19 protein-coding genes are annotated in these 19,293 nt (G+C 69.5%); 8 read left to right on the forward strand and 11 right to left on the reverse strand.

The features are described 5' to 3' along the window. The first annotated feature begins 142 nt into the window (after window positions 1-142). Genes greA through H6900_16510 form a run of 4 tightly spaced genes read left to right on the forward strand, consistent with a single transcriptional unit; the run spans window position 143 to window position 2,658 of the window. Window positions 143-613, forward strand: coding sequence for a transcription elongation factor GreA (gene greA, locus H6900_16495; GenBank protein MCC0074879.1), 471 nt, complete (start codon window positions 143-145; stop codon window positions 611-613). Then, window positions 613-1,593, forward strand: a complete 981-nt coding sequence (locus H6900_16500) for a hypothetical protein (GenBank protein MCC0074880.1) — start codon at window positions 613-615, stop codon at window positions 1,591-1,593. Before greA ends, H6900_16500 begins: the two co-directional genes overlap by 1 nt. A 4-nt stretch (window positions 1,594-1,597) precedes the next feature. After that, complete coding sequence (locus H6900_16505; protein ID MCC0074881.1) at window positions 1,598-2,320, forward strand: AzlC family ABC transporter permease; 723 nt, start codon at window positions 1,598-1,600, stop codon at window positions 2,318-2,320. After that, window positions 2,317-2,658, forward strand: a complete 342-nt coding sequence (locus H6900_16510; GenBank protein MCC0074882.1) for an AzlD domain-containing protein — start codon at window positions 2,317-2,319, stop codon at window positions 2,656-2,658. The genes H6900_16505 and H6900_16510 overlap by 4 nt, the downstream gene beginning before the upstream one ends. A 31-nt stretch (window positions 2,659-2,689) precedes the next feature. Here the strand turns inward: H6900_16510 and H6900_16515 are convergent, their stop codons facing one another. The 4 genes from H6900_16515 to H6900_16530 form a co-directional block, all read right to left on the reverse strand. Further along, entirely contained in the window at window positions 2,690-3,286 is a 597-nt protein-coding gene (locus H6900_16515; protein ID MCC0074883.1) for a hypothetical protein, read from the reverse strand. Window positions 3,287-3,363: 77 nt separating this feature from the next. Further along, window positions 3,364-3,531: an aa3-type cytochrome c oxidase subunit IV gene (locus tag H6900_16520; protein ID MCC0074884.1), complete on the reverse strand. Its 168-nt coding sequence runs from the start codon at window positions 3,529-3,531 to the stop codon at window positions 3,364-3,366. A gap of 64 nt (window positions 3,532-3,595) precedes the next feature. After that, complete coding sequence (locus H6900_16525; GenBank protein ID MCC0074885.1) at window positions 3,596-4,675, reverse strand: MBL fold metallo-hydrolase; 1,080 nt, start codon at window positions 4,673-4,675, stop codon at window positions 3,596-3,598. Beyond that, window positions 4,672-6,381 carry an acyl-CoA dehydrogenase gene (locus H6900_16530; GenBank protein MCC0074886.1) on the reverse strand — a complete coding sequence of 570 codons (1,710 nt, stop codon included), beginning with the start codon at window positions 6,379-6,381 and terminating at the stop codon, window positions 4,672-4,674. The genes H6900_16525 and H6900_16530 overlap by 4 nt, the downstream gene beginning before the upstream one ends. Before the next feature lie 116 nt (window positions 6,382-6,497). Here H6900_16530 and H6900_16535 point away from each other — a divergent pair, with 116 nt between their 5' ends. After that, the gene (locus H6900_16535) at window positions 6,498-7,439 is read left to right on the forward strand and encodes a threonylcarbamoyl-AMP synthase (GenBank protein MCC0074887.1); all 942 of its coding nucleotides are present in this window, start codon (window positions 6,498-6,500) and stop codon (window positions 7,437-7,439) included. Here H6900_16535 and H6900_16540 read toward each other — a convergent pair. Next, window positions 7,402-8,400 (reverse strand): 2-dehydropantoate 2-reductase, encoded by a 999-nt coding sequence (locus H6900_16540; GenBank protein MCC0074888.1) that lies wholly within the window; start codon window positions 8,398-8,400, stop codon window positions 7,402-7,404. The genes H6900_16535 and H6900_16540 overlap by 38 nt on opposite strands. 55 nt (window positions 8,401-8,455) lie before the next feature. Between H6900_16540 and H6900_16545 the strand changes: the two genes are divergently transcribed. Then, window positions 8,456-9,319 (forward strand): diaminopimelate epimerase, encoded by an 864-nt coding sequence (locus H6900_16545; protein MCC0074889.1) that lies wholly within the window; start codon window positions 8,456-8,458, stop codon window positions 9,317-9,319. Continuing rightward, entirely contained in the window at window positions 9,316-10,572 is a 1,257-nt protein-coding gene (gene mtaB / locus H6900_16550) for a tRNA (N(6)-L-threonylcarbamoyladenosine(37)-C(2))-methylthiotransferase MtaB (GenBank protein ID MCC0074890.1), read from the forward strand. Before H6900_16545 ends, mtaB begins: the two co-directional genes overlap by 4 nt. Window positions 10,573-10,642: 70 nt before the next feature. Here the strand turns inward: mtaB and H6900_16555 are convergent, their stop codons facing one another. The 5 genes from H6900_16555 to H6900_16575 all read right to left on the reverse strand — a co-directional run bounded on the left by H6900_16555 (window position 10,643) and on the right by H6900_16575 (window position 16,737). Beyond that, entirely contained in the window at window positions 10,643-11,215 is a 573-nt protein-coding gene (locus H6900_16555) for a pseudouridine synthase (protein MCC0074891.1), read from the reverse strand. Between the two features lie 74 nt (window positions 11,216-11,289). Further along, window positions 11,290-12,177 carry an alpha/beta hydrolase gene (locus H6900_16560; GenBank protein MCC0074892.1) on the reverse strand — a complete coding sequence of 296 codons (888 nt, stop codon included), beginning with the start codon at window positions 12,175-12,177 and terminating at the stop codon, window positions 11,290-11,292. After that, window positions 12,177-15,020 carry a DNA polymerase I gene (gene polA / locus H6900_16565; GenBank protein MCC0074893.1) on the reverse strand — a complete coding sequence of 948 codons (2,844 nt, stop codon included), beginning with the start codon at window positions 15,018-15,020 and terminating at the stop codon, window positions 12,177-12,179. Before polA ends, H6900_16560 begins: the two co-directional genes overlap by 1 nt. Before the next feature lie 527 nt (window positions 15,021-15,547). After that, on the reverse strand, window positions 15,548-16,450 hold the full coding sequence (locus H6900_16570; protein MCC0074894.1) for a pirin family protein: 903 nt from the start codon (window positions 16,448-16,450) through the stop codon (window positions 15,548-15,550). A gap of 92 nt (window positions 16,451-16,542) precedes the next feature. Beyond that, window positions 16,543-16,737 carry a zinc-finger domain-containing protein gene (locus H6900_16575; protein MCC0074895.1) on the reverse strand — a complete coding sequence of 65 codons (195 nt, stop codon included), beginning with the start codon at window positions 16,735-16,737 and terminating at the stop codon, window positions 16,543-16,545. Window positions 16,738-16,817: 80 nt separating this feature from the next. Between H6900_16575 and H6900_16580 the strand changes: the two genes are divergently transcribed. Further along, window positions 16,818-17,768, forward strand: a complete 951-nt coding sequence (locus H6900_16580) for an ABC transporter ATP-binding protein (GenBank protein ID MCC0074896.1) — start codon at window positions 16,818-16,820, stop codon at window positions 17,766-17,768. Between the two features lie 112 nt (window positions 17,769-17,880). On the opposite strand, the gene lpdA is transcribed toward H6900_16580, so the two are convergent. Beyond that, window positions 17,881-19,269 (reverse strand): dihydrolipoyl dehydrogenase, encoded by a 1,389-nt coding sequence (lpdA, locus tag H6900_16585; protein ID MCC0074897.1) that lies wholly within the window; start codon window positions 19,267-19,269, stop codon window positions 17,881-17,883. Window positions 19,270-19,293: the final 24 nt, after the last annotated feature.

Consider the following 19,293-nt stretch of genomic DNA (forward strand, 5'->3'; position numbering starts at 1 on the left):
CCCGCGCGGCAAGGCCCCGCGCAGCGGCAACAAGCCCGCCGCGCGGGGCTTGCAATTCGCCCGTTCATGCGGTCAGGTAGGGGCGTTGATCCGCGCTGCCCCGGCCCCGGCCGTGGGCGTTTTCTTTTGTTTGGTGAGCACGATGGAAAAGATCCCCATGACCCGCCGCGGCTTCGATGCCCTGGACGAGGAACTGCGCACGCTGAAATCGACGGAACGGCCGGCCGTGATCCGCGCCATTGCCGAGGCGCGCGAGCATGGCGATCTGTCGGAAAACGCGGAATACCACGCCGCGCGCGAGAAGCAGAGCTTCATCGAGGGCCGTATCAAGGAACTCGAGGGGATCCTGGGCCGTGCCGAGGTGATCGATCCGACGAAGATGTCGGGCTCGATCAAGTTCGGTGCGACGGTGACCATCGTCGATGAGGACACCGACGAAGAGCGCACCTATCAGATCGTCGGTGAATCCGAGGCCGACATCGAGAACGGTCTGCTCAACGTCCGGTCCCCGCTGGCGCGCGCCCTGATCGGCAAGGAACCCGGCGATTCGGTCGAGGTCCGCACCCCGGGCGGCGAGCGCAGCTACGAGGTGCTCGCGGTCGAATACCGCTAATGTCGGACGCCCCTCCGCCCCGGCCCCACCGCGGCAAACTGCGCCTGTCGGGCGAGATGCTGGCCTTCGTGCTGTCGCTGATCTGGCTGGCGATGCTGGTGGCGGCGTTTCGCGTGCTGGGCCTTCGCGGGGCCGAGATCGCGCAAACGCTGGGGCTGGTCGTGGTCGCCCTGGCGGTGTTCCTGCCGGTCGCGCTGATCTGGCTGGCGGTTCTGGTGCTGCGCGCCGCACGCGAGATGCGCGACGAATCGCTCAGGCTGCACGCCACGGTCGAGGGGATGCGCCGGGGCTGGATCCGTGAACAGCAGGCTGCGGGCCTGGCGCTGAAACCCACGGTCGAGGAAAAGCTGGATCAGATCGCCGCCGCGCAGAAACACACCGAGGACCGCCTGGCGATGTTCGTCTCGCGCCGCGACCCGGCAACCCGGCGCACGCCATCCGCCACGCCGGTCGCGGACGGCGGGGACCAGGACGTTCTGGCGCTGGAAAATCCGCTGCCCGCCGCCGACCCCCTGCCCGCGCAGGATTTCATCCGCGCCCTGAATTTCCCCGAAACGGAAACCGACCAGGCCGGCTTTGCCGCGCTGCGCCGGGCGTTGAGCGACCATGCGACCGCCGAACTGGTGCGCGCCGCGCAGGATGTTCTGACCACCCTGTCGCAGGAAGGCATCTACATGGACGACCTGCGCCCCGACCGCGCCCGCCCCGAGGTCTGGCGCGCCTTTGCCCAGGGCGCCCGCGGCCCCGAGGTGGCGGCGCTGGGCGGAATCCGCGACCGTTCGTGCCTGGCGCTGACCTATGCGCGGATGCGCTCGGACCCCGGGTTCCGCGAATCCGCGCATCGATTCCTGCGCACCTTCGACCGCCGGTTCAGCGTGTTCGAGGGGCAGGCCTCGGACGGCGAGATCGCACAATTCGCCGAGACCCGCTCGGCCCGGGCCTTCATGCTGCTGGGTCGCGTGACCGGCATATTCGGATGACGCCATGACCCTCGACGCCGCCTCGATCACCCCGCGCCAGAGCTTCTGGCAAGGCCTGCGCCACGGCGGGCCCTTCGTGCTGATCGTGGGCCCGTTCGGAATCGTGTTCGGCGTGGTCGCGACGGATGCGGGGCTGACCCTGGCGCAAACCATGGGTTTCACCATTGCCGTGATCGCCGGTGCCGCGCAACTGACCGCGGTGCAGTTGATGACCGAACACGCGCCCACCGTGATCGTGCTGGTCACGGCGTTGGCGGTGAACCTGCGCATGGCGATGTATTCGGCCAGCCTGGCGCCGCATATCGGCGCGGCCCCGCTGTGGCAGCGTGCGCTGATCGCCTATCTGATGGTCGATCAGGCCTATGCCACCTCGATCCTGCGCTACGAGCAGCAGCCGGGCCTGAGCTTGCCGGCCAAGGTGGCCTATTACTTTGGCGTCGTGTCGCTGATCTGCCCGGTCTGGTATCTGGGCACCCTGGCAGGCGCGCTGGTGGGGAACCAGATCCCCGAAAGCGTGCCGATCGGCGCCGCCGTGCCGATCGCCTTCATCGCGCTGATCGGGCCGATGCTGCGCACGCTGGCGCATGTCGGTGCGGCGCTGGTGTCGGTCGTGCTGGCGCTGGCCCTGGCGTGGATACCCTACAACCTGGGCCTGCTGGTGGCGGCGCTGGCGGCGATGGCCGCGGGCGCGCTGATCGAAACCTGGCAACAAGGACGCGGCGCATGACCCTGTCTTCGACGACCGTCTGGATGGTGATCGTGGTGCTGGCCGCGGGAACCTTTGCGTTGCGCTTTTCCTTCCTGGGCATGATCGGCGGCCGGCAGATCCCGGGCTGGGCCCTGCGCCTGTTGCGCTACACCCCGGTTGCGGTGATCCCGGGCCTCATGGCACCGCAGATCGCCCGCCCGATGGCCGAAACCGGCCTGCCCGACCCCACGCTGCTCGGCGCCGTGGCGGTGACGCTGCTGGTGGGGATCTGGCGCCGGAACGCGATCTGGGCGATGCTGTCAGGCGCGCTGGTGTTGGGCGCCCTGACGCTGTTGCGGGTGGCGCTGGCGCCCTGACGCAAAGGGGCCCCGTGGGGCCCCTGCCGGATCACTGCGTGTATTGCTGGCGTTCGGTGGGTTCGGCGTCGGAATAGACGTTTTCCTCGACCACGCCGGGGATGGTGGCGAACTGGTCCGACAGCGCGTTCGGATAGAACGAGCTTTCGATCCAGGCGAATTCGGGCACCTGTTGCAGGATATGGGCGATCGACTTGGCGCAGAAGGCATCGGGCACCGGCCCTTCCTGCTGGGCCAGGCGCAGGATGTATTCGGCGGTCTCGGGCGCGACCTGCAAATGCTGGATGCGCACGTGATGGGTGCGCCGCGCGTGATAATAGGTGTAGCGGAACAACTGGTTGTCGTCGAAGCCATAGTGAACGTCGTTCACCTCGGGCGACAGCGGATGGGTCCAGCTTCCGGCCGGGTCGAACAGCACGCGCTGACTGGGCGCGTTGATCATCAGGGCCGAATGCTCGCCCGAGCCTCGTTCGTTGTTCACCACGTTGAACAGCACGATCTCATAGGGTTCGCCCGCCTGATAGCGGGCGGCGGCGACCTCGGACTCGGCCGCGTTGTGGACGGGTTTGGTGCACGCCGCCAGCAACACAAGGCCGACGAGCGCCAGAAGCCGGGTCACGATACGCATGACAGGGTCCTTTGGATCGGGCAGGAAGGGGCCGCGCCGCCAGGTCGCCGCGCGCCCCGCCAGGGCACGCGCGCCGTTCAGGCGTTGGCCAGCGCCAGGAAGACCAGCACGCCGAGCGCGATCGCCGCAACCCAGACCGCGAGTTTGAGGAAACCGTGGAAGGTGTGCTCTTGCGTGGTCACATCCATCGAGCCGTGTTCGTAGTCCAAGGGTCTTCTCCCGTTCCCAGAGTTTTTTTCTTCCATACCGGATGGCGCCGCGGCTGTCACCCGCCTTTGCGCGGGTCCCGGCCGGGTCCGAGGCGGCCCTTCAGACGCCGGTGGCCTGCCACAACCACGCGCCGCGGTCGTCGCGCCAGCGCCGGGCCCGGCCGGTGCGCAGCAGGTGGTTCAGATGCCCGACGGCCTCGACCAGGGCCATGCCGGCCTGCGTGCCAGTGATCTCGCGCTTGAAGATCGGCACGAAGCATTGCATCGCGGTGTGCGGCGTCGTCAGGTGGCGTTCCAGCCGGCCCAGCGCGCCGACGTGGTTGTCGATCATCTGCGTCAGGCGCAGCGGCAGGCCGGTAAAGGGCAGCTTGTGGCCGGGCAGCACAAAGTGGCGATCCTCGGCAAAGGCGGACAGGGCGCGGCAACTCGTCATCCATTCGCCCACCGGATCGGCGTCGGGCTCGGTCGCATAGACGCCGAGATTGGCGCTGATCCCGGGCAACAACTGGTCGCCGCCGATCACCAGGTCATCGTCGAGGCTCCAGAAGGTCGCGTGTTCGGGGGCGTGGCCATGTCCCACGCGCACCCGCCAGCGACGGCCGCCGATCTCGATCTCGTCGCCCTCGGCCACGCGGGTGAAACCCAGCGGCAGGGGATCGACCACATCGGCGAAGTTGAAGGGGCGCTCGCCCATCCGGCGGGCGATCTCGGCCTCGTCCACGCCGGCGCCGCGCCAATACGCGACGGTTTCCGCGACGGGTTGGTCCTGGCGGTCCAGCAGCAGCATCCGTGCGAACAGCCAGGCGGTGCGGGTGGTGACCAGATCGGCGCCGTGCTGCGCCTGGAACCAGCCGGCCAGGCCGATGTGGTCGGGGTGGTGATGCGTGACCACCACGCGGTGCACCGGCCGGCCGTTCAGGGGGCCGGCCATCAGATCCTGCCACGCCGCGCGGGCGGATCGGCTGGCAAAGCCGGTGTCGATAACCGTCCAGCCCCGCGCGCCGTCGTCCAGCGCGTAGACATTCACATGGTCCAGCGCCATCGGCAGCGGCAGCCGCATCCACAACACGCCCGGGGCGACCTGGATCGCCTGGCCCGGCCCCGGCGGTTCCTCGAACGGATACCGGATACCGGGGTCGGCGGGGCGCGACGGGGGGCGCGCGGTAGAGGGAGAGGTCATGCGGAGATCAGGTCCTCGGCCGAGAGGGCGTAAAGCTGCGCAGCCCCGGCGCGGGCCTGCACCAGCAGCGATTCGTGCTCGGGCAGAATACGATCCATGAACACATGTGCAAGCCGACAGCGCGGCCCCTGCGGATCGGCCAGCGCCGCCTTCAGGTGGTAGGCGCCGCCCAGAACCCGGGCAAAGGCCCGCAGATAGGCCACGGCGCCGGCGTTGCGGTCGTTGGCCTCTTGCGCGACCATCCATTCGGTTGCCTCGCGCAGGGTTTCCGCGGCGCTCCAGACCTTTTCGGCCAGTTCGGGCATCCGGCCCCGGGCCGCTTCGGCGGTATCCTCGATCTCTTGCAGCAGGCGGCAGGCGGCCTCGCCGCCGTCCATCAGCTTGCGCCCGACAAGGTCCATGGCCTGGATGCCGTTGGTCCCCTCGTAGATCGGTGTGATGCGCGCATCGCGGAAATATTGCGCGGCGCCGGTTTCCTCGATGAACCCCATGCCGCCGTGAATCTGCACGCCCATCGACGACACCTCGCAGCCGATGTCCGTGCCGTGGGCCTTGGCGATCGGGGTGAGCAGCGCGGCGCGGGCTTTCCAGCTTTCCTTGCCCGTGGCCTTGCCCATGTCGATCGCCAGACCGCAATCCAGCGCGATGGCGCGGGCGGCGAAGATCTCGGCCTTCATCACGGCCAGCATCCGGCGCACGTCGGCGTGGTCGATGATCGCGCCCTCGCCCAGGGGCGTGCGCCCCTGCTTGCGGTCCTGCGCATAGGCCAGCGCGTGCTGATAGGCGGCCTCGGCCACGCCGATGCCCTGCGCACCGACGCCCAGCCGGGCGTTGTTCATCATGGTGAACATCGCGGCCATACCGCCGTTCGGCTTGCCGACCAGCCAGCCGGTCGCCCCTTCGAAGGCCATCACGCAGGTCGGCGAGCCGTGAATGCCCAGCTTGTGTTCAAGCGAGACCACGCGCAGGGCGTTGCGCGCGCCGGGATTGCCGGCGGCGTCGGGGATCAGCTTGGGCACCATGAACAGGCTGATGCCGCGGGTGCCCGGCGCGCCGTCGGGCAGACGCGCCAGCACCAGGTGGCAGACGTTCTCGGCGACATCGTGATCGCCCCAGGTGATGAAGATCTTCTGCCCGGTGATGGCATAGGTGCCGTCGCCATTGTCCACCGCCCTGGTGCGCAGCGCGCCCACGTCCGAGCCGGCCTGCGGTTCGGTCAGGTTCATCGTGCCGGTCCACTCGCCGCTGATGAGTTTGGGCAGATACAGGTCCTTGAGCGTGTCGCTGGCGTGGTGTTCCAGCGCCTCGATCTGGCCCTGGCTCAGCAGCGGGCAGAGTTGCAGCGCCAGGCACGCGCCCGACATCATCTCGTTCATGGCGGTGTTCAGGGTCTGCGGCAGGCCCATTCCGCCGAACTCGGGCGTCGCGGCAATGCCCAGCCAGCCGCCCTCGGCAATCGCCTTGTAGCCGTCCTTGAACCCGGGCGAGGTGCGCACCACGCCGTTTTCCAGCTTGGCCGGCGTCAGGTCGCCGTGGCGATTGAGCGGCGCCAGCACACCGTCGCACAGCCGCCCCAACTCGCCCAGGATGGCCTCGGTCACGTCGGCGCCGGCCTCGGCGAAGGTCTCGGTTTCGGACAGCCGATCATACCCCAGCACCTGGTCCAGCAGGAAACGGATATCGGCAACGGGCGCGGTGAAGGACATGGCAGAGCTCCGGAAACGAAAGGGCGAGCCGCTTGGCAAGCCCGGCTGACGGCTGTATTGCCGCAAGATCGCACAAGCCGACACCCCGAGAAACCAGAACGCAACGTCACCGCCCGATGCCCGACACGCGCCGCCTTTCCCCCGCGCCCGACGACCTGCGCCGTGCCGCCGCGATGCTGCGCGCGGGCGGGCTGGTGGCGATGCCGACGGAAACGGTCTACGGGCTGGCCGCCGACGCCACGAACGACCGCGCCGTCGCGGCGATCTTTGCCGCCAAGGGCCGACCCCGGTTCAACCCGCTGATCGTGCATCTGGCCGACCTGGCCCAGGTCGAGGTCTTCGCCCGGATGACACCGCTGGCGCGGCGGCTGGCGACGGCGTTCTGGCCCGGGCCGCTGACGCTGGTGCTGCCGCTCAAGGGCGGGCTGTCGCCGCTGGTCACCGCCGGGCTCGATACCGTTGCGATCCGGCTGCCGGCGCATCCCGTGGCGCGCGCGCTGCTGGCCGCCTTTGGCGGGCCGTTGGCCGCGCCTTCGGCCAATCCCTCGGGGCGGATCAGCCCGGTCAGCGCGGCGCATGTGCTGGCGGGGCTGGACGGGCGGATCGACGCGGTGGTGGACGCGGGGCCCTGCGCGGTCGGGCTGGAATCGACGATCCTGGATGCGACCGGGCACCAGCCCGCGCTGCTGCGCGCGGGCGGTCTGGCGGTCGAGGCGATCGAGGCGCTGGGCCTCACCGTCGGCCGGCCCCGGGGCGGCGCGATCACCGCGCCCGGGCAGTTGGCCTCGCATTATGCGCCGCGCGGGCGGGTGCGGCTGGAGGCCGGGACACCGCAGCCGGGCGAGGTCTGGGTCGGCTTTGGCCCCTGCCCCGGCGCGGCGCTGACCCTCAGCGAATCCGGCGACACGACCGAGGCCGCCGCCCGCCTGTTCCACATATTGCACGAGGCCGACGCGCTGGCCGGCGCCGGGGGCCGCATCGCCTTTGCCCCCGTTCCGCACAGCGGGCTGGGTCGCGCCATCAACGACCGTCTGTCCCGCGCCGCAGCGCCGCGCTGAGTTCGCCCAGCAGCGCCGGCGCGCTCCAGTCGCGACGCCCCGCGCCGATCAGGGCGACCAGGCGGCGGTTTACCGGGGCCTCGAGCGACTGCGCGCGGGCCAGGCGCAGAACCTCGCCGTTGATCCAGTCGATTTCCGTCGCGCGGCCCTGCGCCAGGTCGTCGGCCATGGACGAGCGCGCCAGCGGGTCGATCCTGAGCATCCCGCCCGCCAGCGCGCGGAACAGCGGATCGGGCAGGCGCAGCACGCCGGGCAGCATCCGCGCGGGCAAGGGCGTGAGCCGGGCCAGCGGCATCCCCGCCCGGGCACACAGGCCCAGCCATTCCTCTTGCGCCAGCGCCAGGCAGCGGCGGAAATCGCGCTGCGACAGTTCCGCGCGCAGGGGCAGTCCGGACAGCGCGTTGACCGCGTTGTTGAGGTTCAGCATCAGCTTCGCGCGCAGCACCGGCGCCATGTCGGCGTGCCGCGTCAAGGCCAACCCGGCGCGCCGGAACAAGGCCACCGGCAGGCGCGGGTCATCGGCGACATGCAAGCCGCCCTGCGTGCCCTGGTGGAACCCGCCCGCCCCCTGCGCCGCAACGTTGAAGCCGACCATCCCGCGCAGGACCGGGCGACCCAGCCCCTCGGCCAGCACCTGCGCGTTGTCGAGCCCGTTCTGAAAGCTGACCACAACCGCATCGGGCGCCAGATGCGGGCGCAGCGCGCGGGCAGCCTCGGCGCTGGCGGCGCTTTTCACGCAGACCAGCACCAGAGCGGCGTCCCGCGCGCCCTCGGGCCCTTCGGTGAACGGCAGGGGCGCCGTCTCGACCCGCCCGCCCCGGTAATCCGTCAGCACCAGCCCACGCGCGACCTCGGCGCCGACCCGGGCGCGGCCGATCAGGACCACGTCGCCCCCCGCCGCCGCAAGCCGCCCCCCGAGATAGCAGCCGACTGCGCCGGCGCCGAAGATCGCGATGCGCATCCCTGAACCCTCCTGACACTGGCGGCGGCGCGCGCTTTGGCCTATATCCGCGCGTATGAGCACCATCGTCCCCCAGAGCCTGACCTTCCGCAAGATGCACGGAGCGGGCAACGATTTCGTGATCCTCGACTCGCGCGGGCAAACCGCGCGGGGACTGGGGGCACGGACGACGCCCGAGCTGGCGCGCGCGTTGGGGGACCGCCACCGGGGCGTGGGGTTCGACCAACTGGCCGAGATGCGCGACGATGCCGCCGACGACGACGCCGACGCCGCCGACCTGGCGCTGGATTTCTGGAACGCCGACGGCAGCATGGCCGGGGCCTGCGGCAACGCCACCCGCTGCGTCGCCTGGCTGGTGATGCGCGAAACCGGGCGCGACCGACTGACCATCCGCACCGAACGCGGCCTGCTGACGGCGGTGCGGCAGGACGGGCGGGTCTGGGTGAACATGGGCGCGCCGCTGCTGGACTGGCAGGCGATCCCTCTGGCCGGTCCCGGGGACAGCCAGCACCTGCCCCTGCCCGGCGATCCCGTCGCCGTCGGCATGGGCAACCCGCATTGCGTCTTCATCGTCGCGGATGCCGAGGCCGTGGCGCTGGACACACTGGGGCCGCGCTACGAACACGACCCGCTGTTCCCCCAGCGCACGAATGTGGAATTCGTCAGCCTGACCGGGCAGGACCGGCTCAGGATGCGGGTCTGGGAACGCGGTGCGGGGGTGACGCTGGCCTGCGGCTCGGGCGCCTGCGCGGTGGCGGTGGCGACGGCCCAGCGCGGCCTGACCGGGCGGCGCGTCGTGATGGACCTGGACGGCGGCACGCTGGAAGCCGACTGGCGCGACGATGGCGTCTGGCTGACCGGCCCCGTGGCCGAGGTCTTTACCGGCACGCTCAGCGCCGAGGCCCTGGCCACACCATGAGCGCGCCGCCCGTGTTCACCACGCTCGGCTGCCGGCTCAATGCCTATGAGACCGAGGCGATGAAGGACCTGGCCCGCGAGGCCGGGGTCAGCGGCGCGCATGTCGTGAACACCTGCGCGGTCACCGCCGAGGCGGTGCGCAAGGCCCGCCAGGAAATCCGCCGGATCGCCCGCGAAACCCCCGGCGCGACGATCATCGTCACCGGCTGCGCAGCGCAGACCGAACCCGAAACCTTTGCCGCGATGCCCGAGGTGACGCGCGTCATCGGCAATCACGAAAAGATGCTGCCCGGGACCTGGGCGGCGCTGACGCCCGATCTGATCGGCCGGACCGAACGCGTGCAGGTGGACGACATCCTGAGCGTGCGCGAAACGGCGGGGCATCTGATCGACGGGTTCGGCAGCCGCGCGCGGGCCTATGTGCAGGTGCAAAACGGCTGCGACCACCGCTGCACCTTCTGCATCATTCCTTACGGCCGGGGCAATTCGCGCTCGGTGCCGGCGGGCGTGGTGGTGGAACAGATCAAGCGGCTGGTCGGCGCGGGCTATCACGAGGTGGTGCTGACCGGGGTCGATCTGACCTCGTGGGGGCCCGACCTGCCCGGCCAGCCGGCGCTGGGCGACCTGGTGCAGAAGATCCTGCGGCTGGTGCCCGATCTGGCACGGCTGCGCATCTCGTCCATCGATTCGATCGAGGCCGACCCGGCCCTGATCGACGCCATCGCCGGCGAACCGCGCCTGATGCCGCATTTGCACCTGTCGTTGCAGGCGGGCGACGACATGATCCTGAAACGGATGAAGCGGCGCCACCTGCGCGACGACGCCATCCGCTTTTGCCACGCGATGCGCGCGGCGCGACCCGACCTTGTCTACGGCGCGGATATCATCGCAGGCTTTCCCACGGAAACCGAGGCGATGTTCGAGAACTCGCTGGCCCTGGCGCGCGAATGCGGGCTGACCTGGCTGCACGTCTTTCCCTATTCGCCCCGCCAGGGCACGCCCGCGGCGCGGATGCCGCAGGTTCCCGTGGCCGAGGTCAGGGCCCGCGCGGCGCGGTTGCGGGACCTGGGCGCGGTGCTGGCGGCCGAACATCTGGCCGCGCAGGTCGGGCGCGACCATCGCGTGTTGATGGAGAGCCCGCGCATGGGCCGGACCGAGCAGTTCACCGAGGTGCGCTTTGCCGCGGACCAGCCGGTGGGGCAGATCGTGGCGGCGCGCATCCAGGGTCAGGACGGGCGCCAGTTGCGGGCGTAGCGGGGGGCCAGCCCCCCGCACCCCCCGCCCAAGGGGGCTGTCTGCCCCCTTGGGAAACCCCCGAGGATATTTACGGCACAAAGAACGCAAGGGGCCGGTCCTGCCAGGCCCCCGGCGCGAGGCCGTCCAGACCATTGTCGCCGACACGGTGCCGCACGAGTCGCAGGACCGGGTGGCCGACGGCGTTGGCCATGCGGCGGATCTGGCGATTGCGGCCCTCGGTCAGGGTGATGTCGAGCCAGGTTCCGGGCGGGTCGGGCCGCTCGCGTGGCCACAGCCACGAGGGACGCGCGATGACCGTGACCCGGGCCGGCCGGGTTGGGCCGTCACCCAGCAAGACCCCCGCGCGCAGCCGGTCGAGCGTCGGCGCCGAGGGGGTGCCCGCGACAAGAACCGCATAGGTCTTTTCTGTGCCGCCCCCGGTCAGTCGGGCCTGCAACGCGCCGTCGTTAGTGAGCAGCAGCAGCCCCTCGCTGTCGGCGTCGAGCCGCCCCGCGGGCACCAGGCCCGGCAGCGCCAGGAGCCGCGCGAGGCCGGGCCAGTGGGGATCGTCGGTCCACTGGCTGAGCACGCCGGCCGGCTTGTTGAAGGCGACGAGGCGGGGCTGTTCGGTGGAACGGGCGCGGGGGCGCGGGCGGCTCATCAATCGGCACCTTGCGGTGGAGGGAGGGTCGGGCGGGCCGGATCGGATCGGACATCGCGGCGCGCCGGGTCGCGTCACCCGGCGCGAAAATGCGGCAAAAAGGCATCGAGCACGGCGGCGGGCGCTTCCTCCATCACGAAATGGCCGCTGTCGCAGGGGCTGTCGGTCACCTGCTCGGCCCAGGCGCTCCAGGCTGCGCGGGGGGTGCCGGCGCGGGCCGGAAAGCCCCCGCGCGCCCACAGGACATGCAGGGGCGCCGACAGGCGGCGGCCAGCCGCGCGGTCGGCTTCGTCATGGTCGCGGTCGGTGGAGGCGCCGGCGCGGTAATCGGCGCACATGGCCGCCAGATGCGCGGGATCGGCGGCCTGGGCACGGTAGCTGTCCAGCGCCTGCGGATCGAAGCCGGCCAGCGATTTCGCGCGCGTCCACGAGGTCATCAGCGTCTCGATGAACCAGCCGGGGCGGGCGCCGATCAGCGTTTCGGGCAGCGGCGCAGGCTGGGCCAGGAAGGGCCAGTGCCAGATCGCCATGGCAAGACCCGCATCCATCGCCCGCCAGTAATCGGCGGTGGGCAGGATTTCGATCACCCCCAACCGATCCACGCGGCCCGGGTGGTCCAGCGCCAGGCGATAGGCCACCCGCGCGCCCCGATCGTGGCCGAGGACATGGGCCTTTTCCAACCCGTGGTGGTCCATCAAGGCCACGATGTCGCGCGCCATGCGGCGTTTGGAATAGACCGTATGCCCGGCGTCGTCAGCCGGCGCGTCCGAGGCGCCATAGCCGCGCAGATCCGGCACGATCACGTCGAAATGCCGCGCGAACCCCTGCGCGACCGGCCCCCAGGCGCGATGGTTTTGCGGAAAGCCGTGCAACAGGATCAGCGGCACGCCCCGCCCGCCCCGGCGGACGTGTAGCGAGACCTCGTCCAGATCGACCCGCGCGCTGGAAAACCCCTGGAACATCAATGCGCCTGCGCCCAGTTCTGGCCGACGCCCGCGTCCACGATCAGCGGCACGGCGATGTCCACGGCCGGGGCGGCGGCGCCTTCCATGATCGCCTTGACGCGGGCGATGGTCTCGTCCACGGCGGCGTCCTCGACCTCGAACACCAGTTCGTCGTGGACTTGCAGCAGCATCTTGGCCGGCAGATCGCGAATCGCCTGGGGGATGCGGATCATCGCGCGGCGGATGATGTCGGCGGCCGTGCCCTGGATCGGCGCGTTGATGGCCCCGCGCCGGGCAAAACCGGCGGCCGGGCCCTTGGCGTTGATCTCGGGCGTGTGGATGCGCCGGCCGAACAGGGTTTCCACGTAGAGATGCTCGCGCGCGAAGGCGATGGTGGCGTCCATATAGTCCCGGATGCCCGGGAAACGCTGGAAATACGTGTCGATGAAGTCCTGCGCCTCGGCCCGGGGGATGCGCAGGTTGCGCGCCAGGCCAAAGCCCGAGATGCCGTAGATCACGCCGAAGTTGATCGCCTTGGCGCGGCGGCGGATCTCGGGCGTCATCTCGTCTAGCGGCACATTGAACATCTGGCTGGCGGTCATCGCGTGAATGTCCAACCCGTCATGGAACGCCTGTTTCAGCGCCGGGATGTCGGCGGTGTGGGCCAGGATGCGCAGCTCGATCTGGCTGTAGTCCAGGCTGACCAGTTTCATCCCCGGCCCGGCGACAAAGGCCTCGCGAATGCGGCGGCCTTCCTCGGTGCGGACGGGGATGTTTTGCAGGTTGGGATCGGTCGAGGCCAGCCGCCCGGTGTTCGCCCCGGTCTGCGCATACGAGGTGTGCACACGCCCGGTTTCCGGGTTGATGTGATTTTGCAGCGCATCGGTATAGGTCGATTTCAGTTTCGACAGCTGCCGCCAGTCCAGCACCTTTCCGGGCAGTTCGTGTTCGGTTGCCAGGTCTTCCAGAATGTCGGCGCCGGTCGAATAGGCGCCGTTGCGGCCCTTTTGCCCGCCGGGCAGGCCCAGCTTGTCGAACAGCACCTCGCCCAGTTGCTTGGGCGAGCCGACATTGAAGGGCGCGCCGGCCATCTCGTGGATCTCGGCCTCGAGCCCGGCCATCGACTGGGCAAAGGCGTTGGACATGCGGCTCAGGGTATCGCGATCGACGGTGATGCCGTGCATCTCCATTTCGGCCAGGACGGGAACCAGCGGTCGTTCGAGCGTTTCGTAGACCGTCGTGACCTGGGCGACGTGCAGGCGCGGGCGCAGGGTCTGCCACAGGCGCAGCGTGATATCGGCATCCTCGGCGGCGTATTTCGTCGCCTCGTCGATCCCGACCTTGTCAAAGGTGCGCTGGGACTTGCCCGATCCGAGCAGAGGTTTGATCGGGATCGGCACATGGTTCAGATAGGTTTCCGACAGCACGTCCATGCCGTGATTGTGCAGGCCGGAAAACAGCGCGTAGCTCATCAGCATGGTGTCGTCGAAGGGCGCGACGGCGATCCCCCGGCGGGCAAGGATCTTGGCGTCATACTTGATGTTCTGCCCGATCTTCAGGATGGCGGGATCCTCGAGCACGGGTTTCAGCGCGGCCAGCGCGGCCTCGGGGTCGATCTGGCCGGGCAGGCGCGTGGCCGAACCAAAGAGGTCATCGGCGCCCTCGGTGTGCGTGAGCGGGATGTAGCAGGCCTCGCCGGGCGCCAGCGCCAGCGAGACGCCGACCAGCTCGGCGCGCATTTCATCGAGCGAGGTGGTCTCGGTGTCCACCGCGACATAACCCTGCTCGCGGATGCGCGCGACCCAGTCGTTCAGCGTATCGAGATCGCGCACGCACACATAGGCATCGGCGTCGAACGCCTGCGCGGGCGGGGTCGGAACCGGGGTGGTGGCGCCGGACAGGGCGGACGCGTCCTGCGCAGACGGGTCCGCGGGTTTCGATCCGGGGGCCTCGGACACCGCCGGCGGGGCCACGCCCAGCTTGTCGGCGATGCGCCGCGTCAGGGTGCGGAATTCCATCCGGCCAAGGAAATCCAGCAAGGTCGCGGGATCGGGGGCGGTCACCGCCAGCGTATCCAGCCCGACCGCGACCGGCGTGTCGCGCTTGAGCGTGACCAGTTCGCGCGAGATGCGGATCTGGTCGGCCTTTTCCAGCAGCGTCTCGCGCCGCTTGGGTTGCTTGATCTCGGCGGCGCGCGACAGCAGCGTGTCCAGATCGCCGAATTCGTTGATGAGCAGGGCCGCGGTCTTCAGACCGATCCCGGGCGCGCCGGGCACGTTGTCGGTGGGATCGCCAGCCAGCGACTGCACGTCCACCACCCGTTCCGGGCCGACACCGAACTTTTCGAACACCTCGGCCGGGCCGATGGTCTTGTTTTTCATCGGATCGAACATGTCGATGCCGGGCCCGACCAGTTGCATCAGATCCTTGTCCGAGGAAATGATGGTGCACGAGCCCCCCGCCTCGGCGGCCTGCCGCGCAAGCGTGGCGATGATGTCGTCGGCCTCGAATCCCTCCATCTCGATGCAGGCGATGTTGAAGGCGCGCGTGGCCTCGCGGGTAAAGGGGAACTGCGGGCGCAGGTCCTCGGGCAGGTCCGGGCGGTTGGCCTTGTATTCGGGGTAGATCTCGTTGCGGAAGGTGCGCGAGGACGCATCGAAGATCACCGCGATGTGGGTGGCGCGGGCCTTGTTGGCCGACCCGTTGGCAACCTCGTTCCAGATCAGGTTGCAAAAGCCCGCGACGGCGCCCACCGGCAGGCCGTCGGATTTGCGGGTGAGTGGCGGCAGGGCGTGATAGGCGCGAAAGATATAGGCCGATCCGTCGATCAGATGCAGGTGAGAATCCTTGCCGAATGCCATGCTGCCGCCTCCGTTCGCGCCCCGTTCCTTGCCCGACCTTGGTAGCCGCCCCGGGCCGGGCCGTCCAGCCGAACCCGGTGCGCCGGGGGCCGGACGCTTTCGACCGTCCTGCCCTGGCACGCGCCCCAGGTTGATCTTTGCCGGCGGCCTTGCCATATAGGGGGCGTCTTCCGGTCGGCCTGTGATGGCCATGTGGGTCCCCGTGACCCGGCGCGTTCGGCGCATTCCCCCCGGAAGCAGTCCCGCCCGGGCTTTGCCTGACCTGCTCCCGCCAAGCGCCGGGACGGGCCGGTTTTCGGCTTTGGGCCCAGACGTGAAGGAGATGACATGTCGAACGATCTGAGCAACGACGAACTGCTTGAGCGCATCGAGGAATTGAGCAAGGCGGGCATGACGCAAGCCGCCAGGGCGCTGCAACGCGAACTGGCCTACCGCGCGAAACGGACCGCCTGAGACGGCGCCGCGCAATGCAAGAAGGGCGGGGTTGATCCCCGCCCTTTCCGTCAGAACTGCCGCCAGCCGCCCGGTCAGCGGATGAAGGTGCCGTTGTTCAACTCCTGAAACGCCCGGCGCAATTCCTCGCGGGTGTTCATGACGATCGGCCCGTGCCAGGCGACCGGCTCCTGGATCGGCTGGCCGGACACCAGCAGGAAGCGCACCCCCTCGGGCCCGGCCGTCACCACGATCTCGTCGCCGGTGCCGAAGCGCACCAGCGTGCGGTTGCCGCTGAGGTCGCGGATCGCCAGCTCCTGCCCCGCGAATTCCTTTTCCACCCGCACCCCTTGCGGGCCAGACGCATCCCGGAACGTGCCCGCACCCGCAAAGATATAGGCAAAGGTGTTCGCATGGGTATCGACCGGCAGCACCTTGCGGGTGTTCGGCGGCACCGACACGTCCAGATAGAGCGGGTCGGCCGCGATACCGTCCACCGGCCCCCGCCGGCCCCAGAACCGGCCGGTGATGATGCGCACCGCCGTGCCGTCGTCATCGACCACCGTCTCGATGTCGCCGGCCTGCACGTCCTGATACCGCGGCGCGGTCATTTTCAGGTCGCGTGGCAGATTGGCCCACAGCTGGAACCCGTGCATCTGCCCCCGCGCGTTGCCCAGCGGCATCTCCTGATGCAGGATGCCCGAGCCCGCCGTCATCCACTGCACGGACCCGGGCCCCAAGCGCCCCTTGTTGCCCAGCGAATCGCTGTGCTCGACCGAGCCTTCCAGCACATAGGTGATCGTCTCGATCCCGCGGTGCGGGTGCCAGGGAAACCCCTTGCGATACAGCGCCGGATCGTCGTTGCGGAAATCGTCGAGCAGCAGGAACGGATCGGCCTCGGCCGGGTCGCCAAAGCCGAAGACACGGTGCAGGTGCACCCCTGCCCCTTCCAGCGTCGGTTGCGCCAGACGGGTCGCGGTCACGGGTCGGAACGTCATGAGAGCCTCCTGTGGTTCAGGTTGCCCCCGATATGGCGTGCGCCCGGCCCCTGTTCCAGCCCGCCGGCTGCGCGCCGGCGCACAGGTCCTGTTCAGTGCGCGTCGCCGGCCCCCTCGGCCAGGGTATAGCGCGCGTCGCAATAGGGGCAGTCGATGAAGCCGGTCTCGTGCGGGATCGTCAGCCACACGCGCGGATGGCCCAGCGCGCCCTCGCCGCCATCGCACGAAAAGCGGCGGGCGTTGACGACATGGGTGGCGGGGGCGTCGTGCGCGGGGCTGGCTGACATCGGGGCTTCCTTGTCTCGGCGGTCGGAACGGCCTATGCGTGATGGGCCCCGACAATACCCCGTTTCCCGGCAGGAGCAAGATGACCGAACACGCAATCCAGATCGAAGGCCTGCGCAAGGTCTACGCCGCCAGCGGAAAATCCGCCACCAAGGAGGCCCTGGCCGGCATCGACCTGACGATCCCCCAGGGTTCCGTCTTTGGCCTCCTGGGCCCCAATGGCGCAGGCAAATCGACGCTGATCAACATCCTGGCGGGCCTGGTGCGAAAGACCGAGGGGCGCGTGCGCATCTGGGGGTTCGACCAGGATCAGAACCCGCGCCAGTCGCGCGCCGCGATCGGCGTGATGCCGCAGGAACTGAACGTGGACCCGTTCTTTTCCCCGCGCGAGGCGCTCGAGGTGCAGGCCGGCCTCTACGGCGTGCCGGCCCGCCAGCGCCGCACCGACGAGATCCTGGGCCTGATCGGCCTGACGGACAAGGCCGACGCCTATGCCCGCACCCTGTCAGGCGGGATGCGCCGACGGCTGCTGCTGGGCAAGGCGCTGGTCCACGCGCCGCAGGTGCTGGTGCTCGACGAACCCACGGCCGGCGTCGATATCGAACTGCGCCAGATGCTGTGGGCCAATGTGCGGATGCTGAACCGCCAGGGCATGACCATCATCCTGACCACCCACTACCTCGAAGAGGCGCAGCAGATGTGCGACGAAATCGCCATCATCGACAAGGGCCGCCTGATCGTGCGCGACACCACCCAGGCGATCGTCGGGCGCATCGACGCCAAGACGCTGCTGGTGCGCACGACCGCCCCGGTCGGCCCGCTGACCCTGCCCGCGGGCGTCACGCGCGAGGATCGCGCCGATGGCTGGCTGGCCCTGTCCTACCCGCAAAGCCGGGTCAACGCGGGCGCGGTCCTGCACGCGCTTGGCGATGCCGGGGCCGAGATCCGCGATCTGTCCACCGCCGAACCCGACCTCGAGGATGCCTTCCTCGCCCTCACCCGCCAGGCCCGCGCCGAAGACCCCGCGCGCTGATCATCTTGTCCGAAATACGCACGGGGATTTTCAAGGGGGGCGTGCCCCCCTTGAAGCGGGGGGGGCGGGGGGCGGCCGCCCCCCGAACGCCCGTCCAGCCCCTGGCGCCCGCTCAGGCGTGAATCGCGCCGTCGCCGCAGGCCAGCGCCGCCTCGCGCACCGCCTCCGAATAGGTCGGATGCGCGTGACAGGTCAGCGCCAAGTCCTGGGCCGCCGCCCCGAATTCCATCGCAACGCACACCTCGTGGATCAGATCGCCCGCGCCAGGCCCGACGATATGGCAGCCCAGGATGCGGTCGGTCGTCTTGTCGGCCAGCAGCTTCACGAACCCGTCCGCCTGGAACACCGCCTTGGCGCGCGCGTTGCCCATGAAGGGGAACTTGCCGACCTTGTAGGCCACGCCCGCCTCTTTCAGCTGTTCCTCGGTCTTGCCGACCGAGGCGACCTCGGGCGTGGTGTAGATCACGCCGGGGATGACGTCGTAATTGACGTGCCCGTGCTTGCCGGCGATGACCTCGGCCACGGCCATGCCCTCGTCTTCGGCCTTGTGGGCCAGCATCGGGCCCGTCACCGCGTCCCCGATCGCGTAGATCCCCTTGACCGAGGTCGCCCAATGGGCGTCGGTCCTGATCTGGCCGCGCGGCAGCATCTCGACCCCCAGGGCCTCCAGCCCCAACCCGTCGGTGAACGGCTTGCGGCCGGTGGCGACCAGCACCACCTCGGCTTCGATCTCGTGCGCGCTGTCGTCCTTGCGCAGCGCATAGCCCAGCGTGACGCCCTTCTTCGTGCGTTCGGCTTTTTGCACGGCGGCGCCCAGGATGAAGTTCAGCCCCTGCTTCTTCAGGATCCGCTGCAACAGCTTGGCGACTTCGCCGTCCATGCCGGGGGTGATCGCATCGAGGTATTCGACCACCGTCACCTCGGTTCCGAGCCGCGCATAGACCGAGCCCATCTCCAGCCCGATCACGCCCGCGCCGATGACCACCATCGATTTGGGGATCTTCGGCAGGCTCAGCGCCCCGGTCGAGGTGACGATCGCCTCTTCGTCAACGGTGACGCCGGGCAGCGAGGTCGGAACCGAGCCCGAGGCGATGACAATGGCCCGCGCGCCGTGCACCTCGTCGCCGACCTTGACCTGACCCGCCTGCGGGATCGAGGCCCAGCCCTTGAGCCAGGTCACCTTGTTCTTCTTGAACAGGAACTCGATGCCCTTGGTGTTGCCGTTGACCACGTCCTGCTTGTAGCCCTTCATCCGGTCCCAATCGACCTTGGGCTTGGCGCCCATCAGGCCCATGGTCTCGAAATTCTCGTGCACCTCGTGCAGCTGATGCGTCGCGTTGAGCAGCGCCTTCGAGGGGATGCAGCCCACGTTCAGGCAGGTGCCGCCCAGCGTCTCGCGCCCTTCGACGCAGGCCACCTTCAGGCCCAGTTGCGCGGCGCGGATGGCGCAGACATAGCCGCCGGGTCCGGCGCCGATGACGATGAGGTCGAAGTCAGCCATGGGGGTCTCCTTTCAGGGTCGGGG

The sequence above is a fragment of the Rhodobacter sp. genome (assembly GCA_020637515.1).
GTDB lineage: Bacteria > Pseudomonadota > Alphaproteobacteria > Rhodobacterales > Rhodobacteraceae > Pararhodobacter.

Coding starts and splice junctions, on each gene's coding strand:
- greA (MCC0074879.1), top strand. CDS start 143: ATGGAAAAGATCCCCATGACCCGCCGCGGCTTCGATGCCCTGGACGAG.
- H6900_16500 (MCC0074880.1), top strand. CDS start 613: ATGTCGGACGCCCCTCCGCCCCGGCCCCACCGCGGCAAACTGCGCCTG.
- H6900_16505 (MCC0074881.1), top strand. CDS start 1,598: ATGACCCTCGACGCCGCCTCGATCACCCCGCGCCAGAGCTTCTGGCAA.
- H6900_16510 (MCC0074882.1), top strand. CDS start 2,317: ATGACCCTGTCTTCGACGACCGTCTGGATGGTGATCGTGGTGCTGGCC.
- H6900_16515 (MCC0074883.1), bottom strand. CDS start 3,286: ATGCGTATCGTGACCCGGCTTCTGGCGCTCGTCGGCCTTGTGTTGCTG.
- H6900_16520 (MCC0074884.1), bottom strand. CDS start 3,531: ATGGAAGAAAAAAACTCTGGGAACGGGAGAAGACCCTTGGACTACGAA.
- H6900_16525 (MCC0074885.1), bottom strand. CDS start 4,675: ATGACCTCTCCCTCTACCGCGCGCCCCCCGTCGCGCCCCGCCGACCCC.
- H6900_16530 (MCC0074886.1), bottom strand. CDS start 6,381: ATGTCCTTCACCGCGCCCGTTGCCGATATCCGTTTCCTGCTGGACCAG.
- H6900_16535 (MCC0074887.1), top strand. CDS start 6,498: ATGCCCGACACGCGCCGCCTTTCCCCCGCGCCCGACGACCTGCGCCGT.
- H6900_16540 (MCC0074888.1), bottom strand. CDS start 8,400: ATGCGCATCGCGATCTTCGGCGCCGGCGCAGTCGGCTGCTATCTCGGG.
- H6900_16545 (MCC0074889.1), top strand. CDS start 8,456: ATGAGCACCATCGTCCCCCAGAGCCTGACCTTCCGCAAGATGCACGGA.
- mtaB (MCC0074890.1), top strand. CDS start 9,316: ATGAGCGCGCCGCCCGTGTTCACCACGCTCGGCTGCCGGCTCAATGCC.
- H6900_16555 (MCC0074891.1), bottom strand. CDS start 11,215: ATGAGCCGCCCGCGCCCCCGCGCCCGTTCCACCGAACAGCCCCGCCTC.
- H6900_16560 (MCC0074892.1), bottom strand. CDS start 12,177: ATGTTCCAGGGGTTTTCCAGCGCGCGGGTCGATCTGGACGAGGTCTCG.
- polA (MCC0074893.1), bottom strand. CDS start 15,020: ATGGCATTCGGCAAGGATTCTCACCTGCATCTGATCGACGGATCGGCC.
- H6900_16570 (MCC0074894.1), bottom strand. CDS start 16,450: ATGACGTTCCGACCCGTGACCGCGACCCGTCTGGCGCAACCGACGCTG.
- H6900_16575 (MCC0074895.1), bottom strand. CDS start 16,737: ATGTCAGCCAGCCCCGCGCACGACGCCCCCGCCACCCATGTCGTCAAC.
- H6900_16580 (MCC0074896.1), top strand. CDS start 16,818: ATGACCGAACACGCAATCCAGATCGAAGGCCTGCGCAAGGTCTACGCC.
- lpdA (MCC0074897.1), bottom strand. CDS start 19,269: ATGGCTGACTTCGACCTCATCGTCATCGGCGCCGGACCCGGCGGCTAT.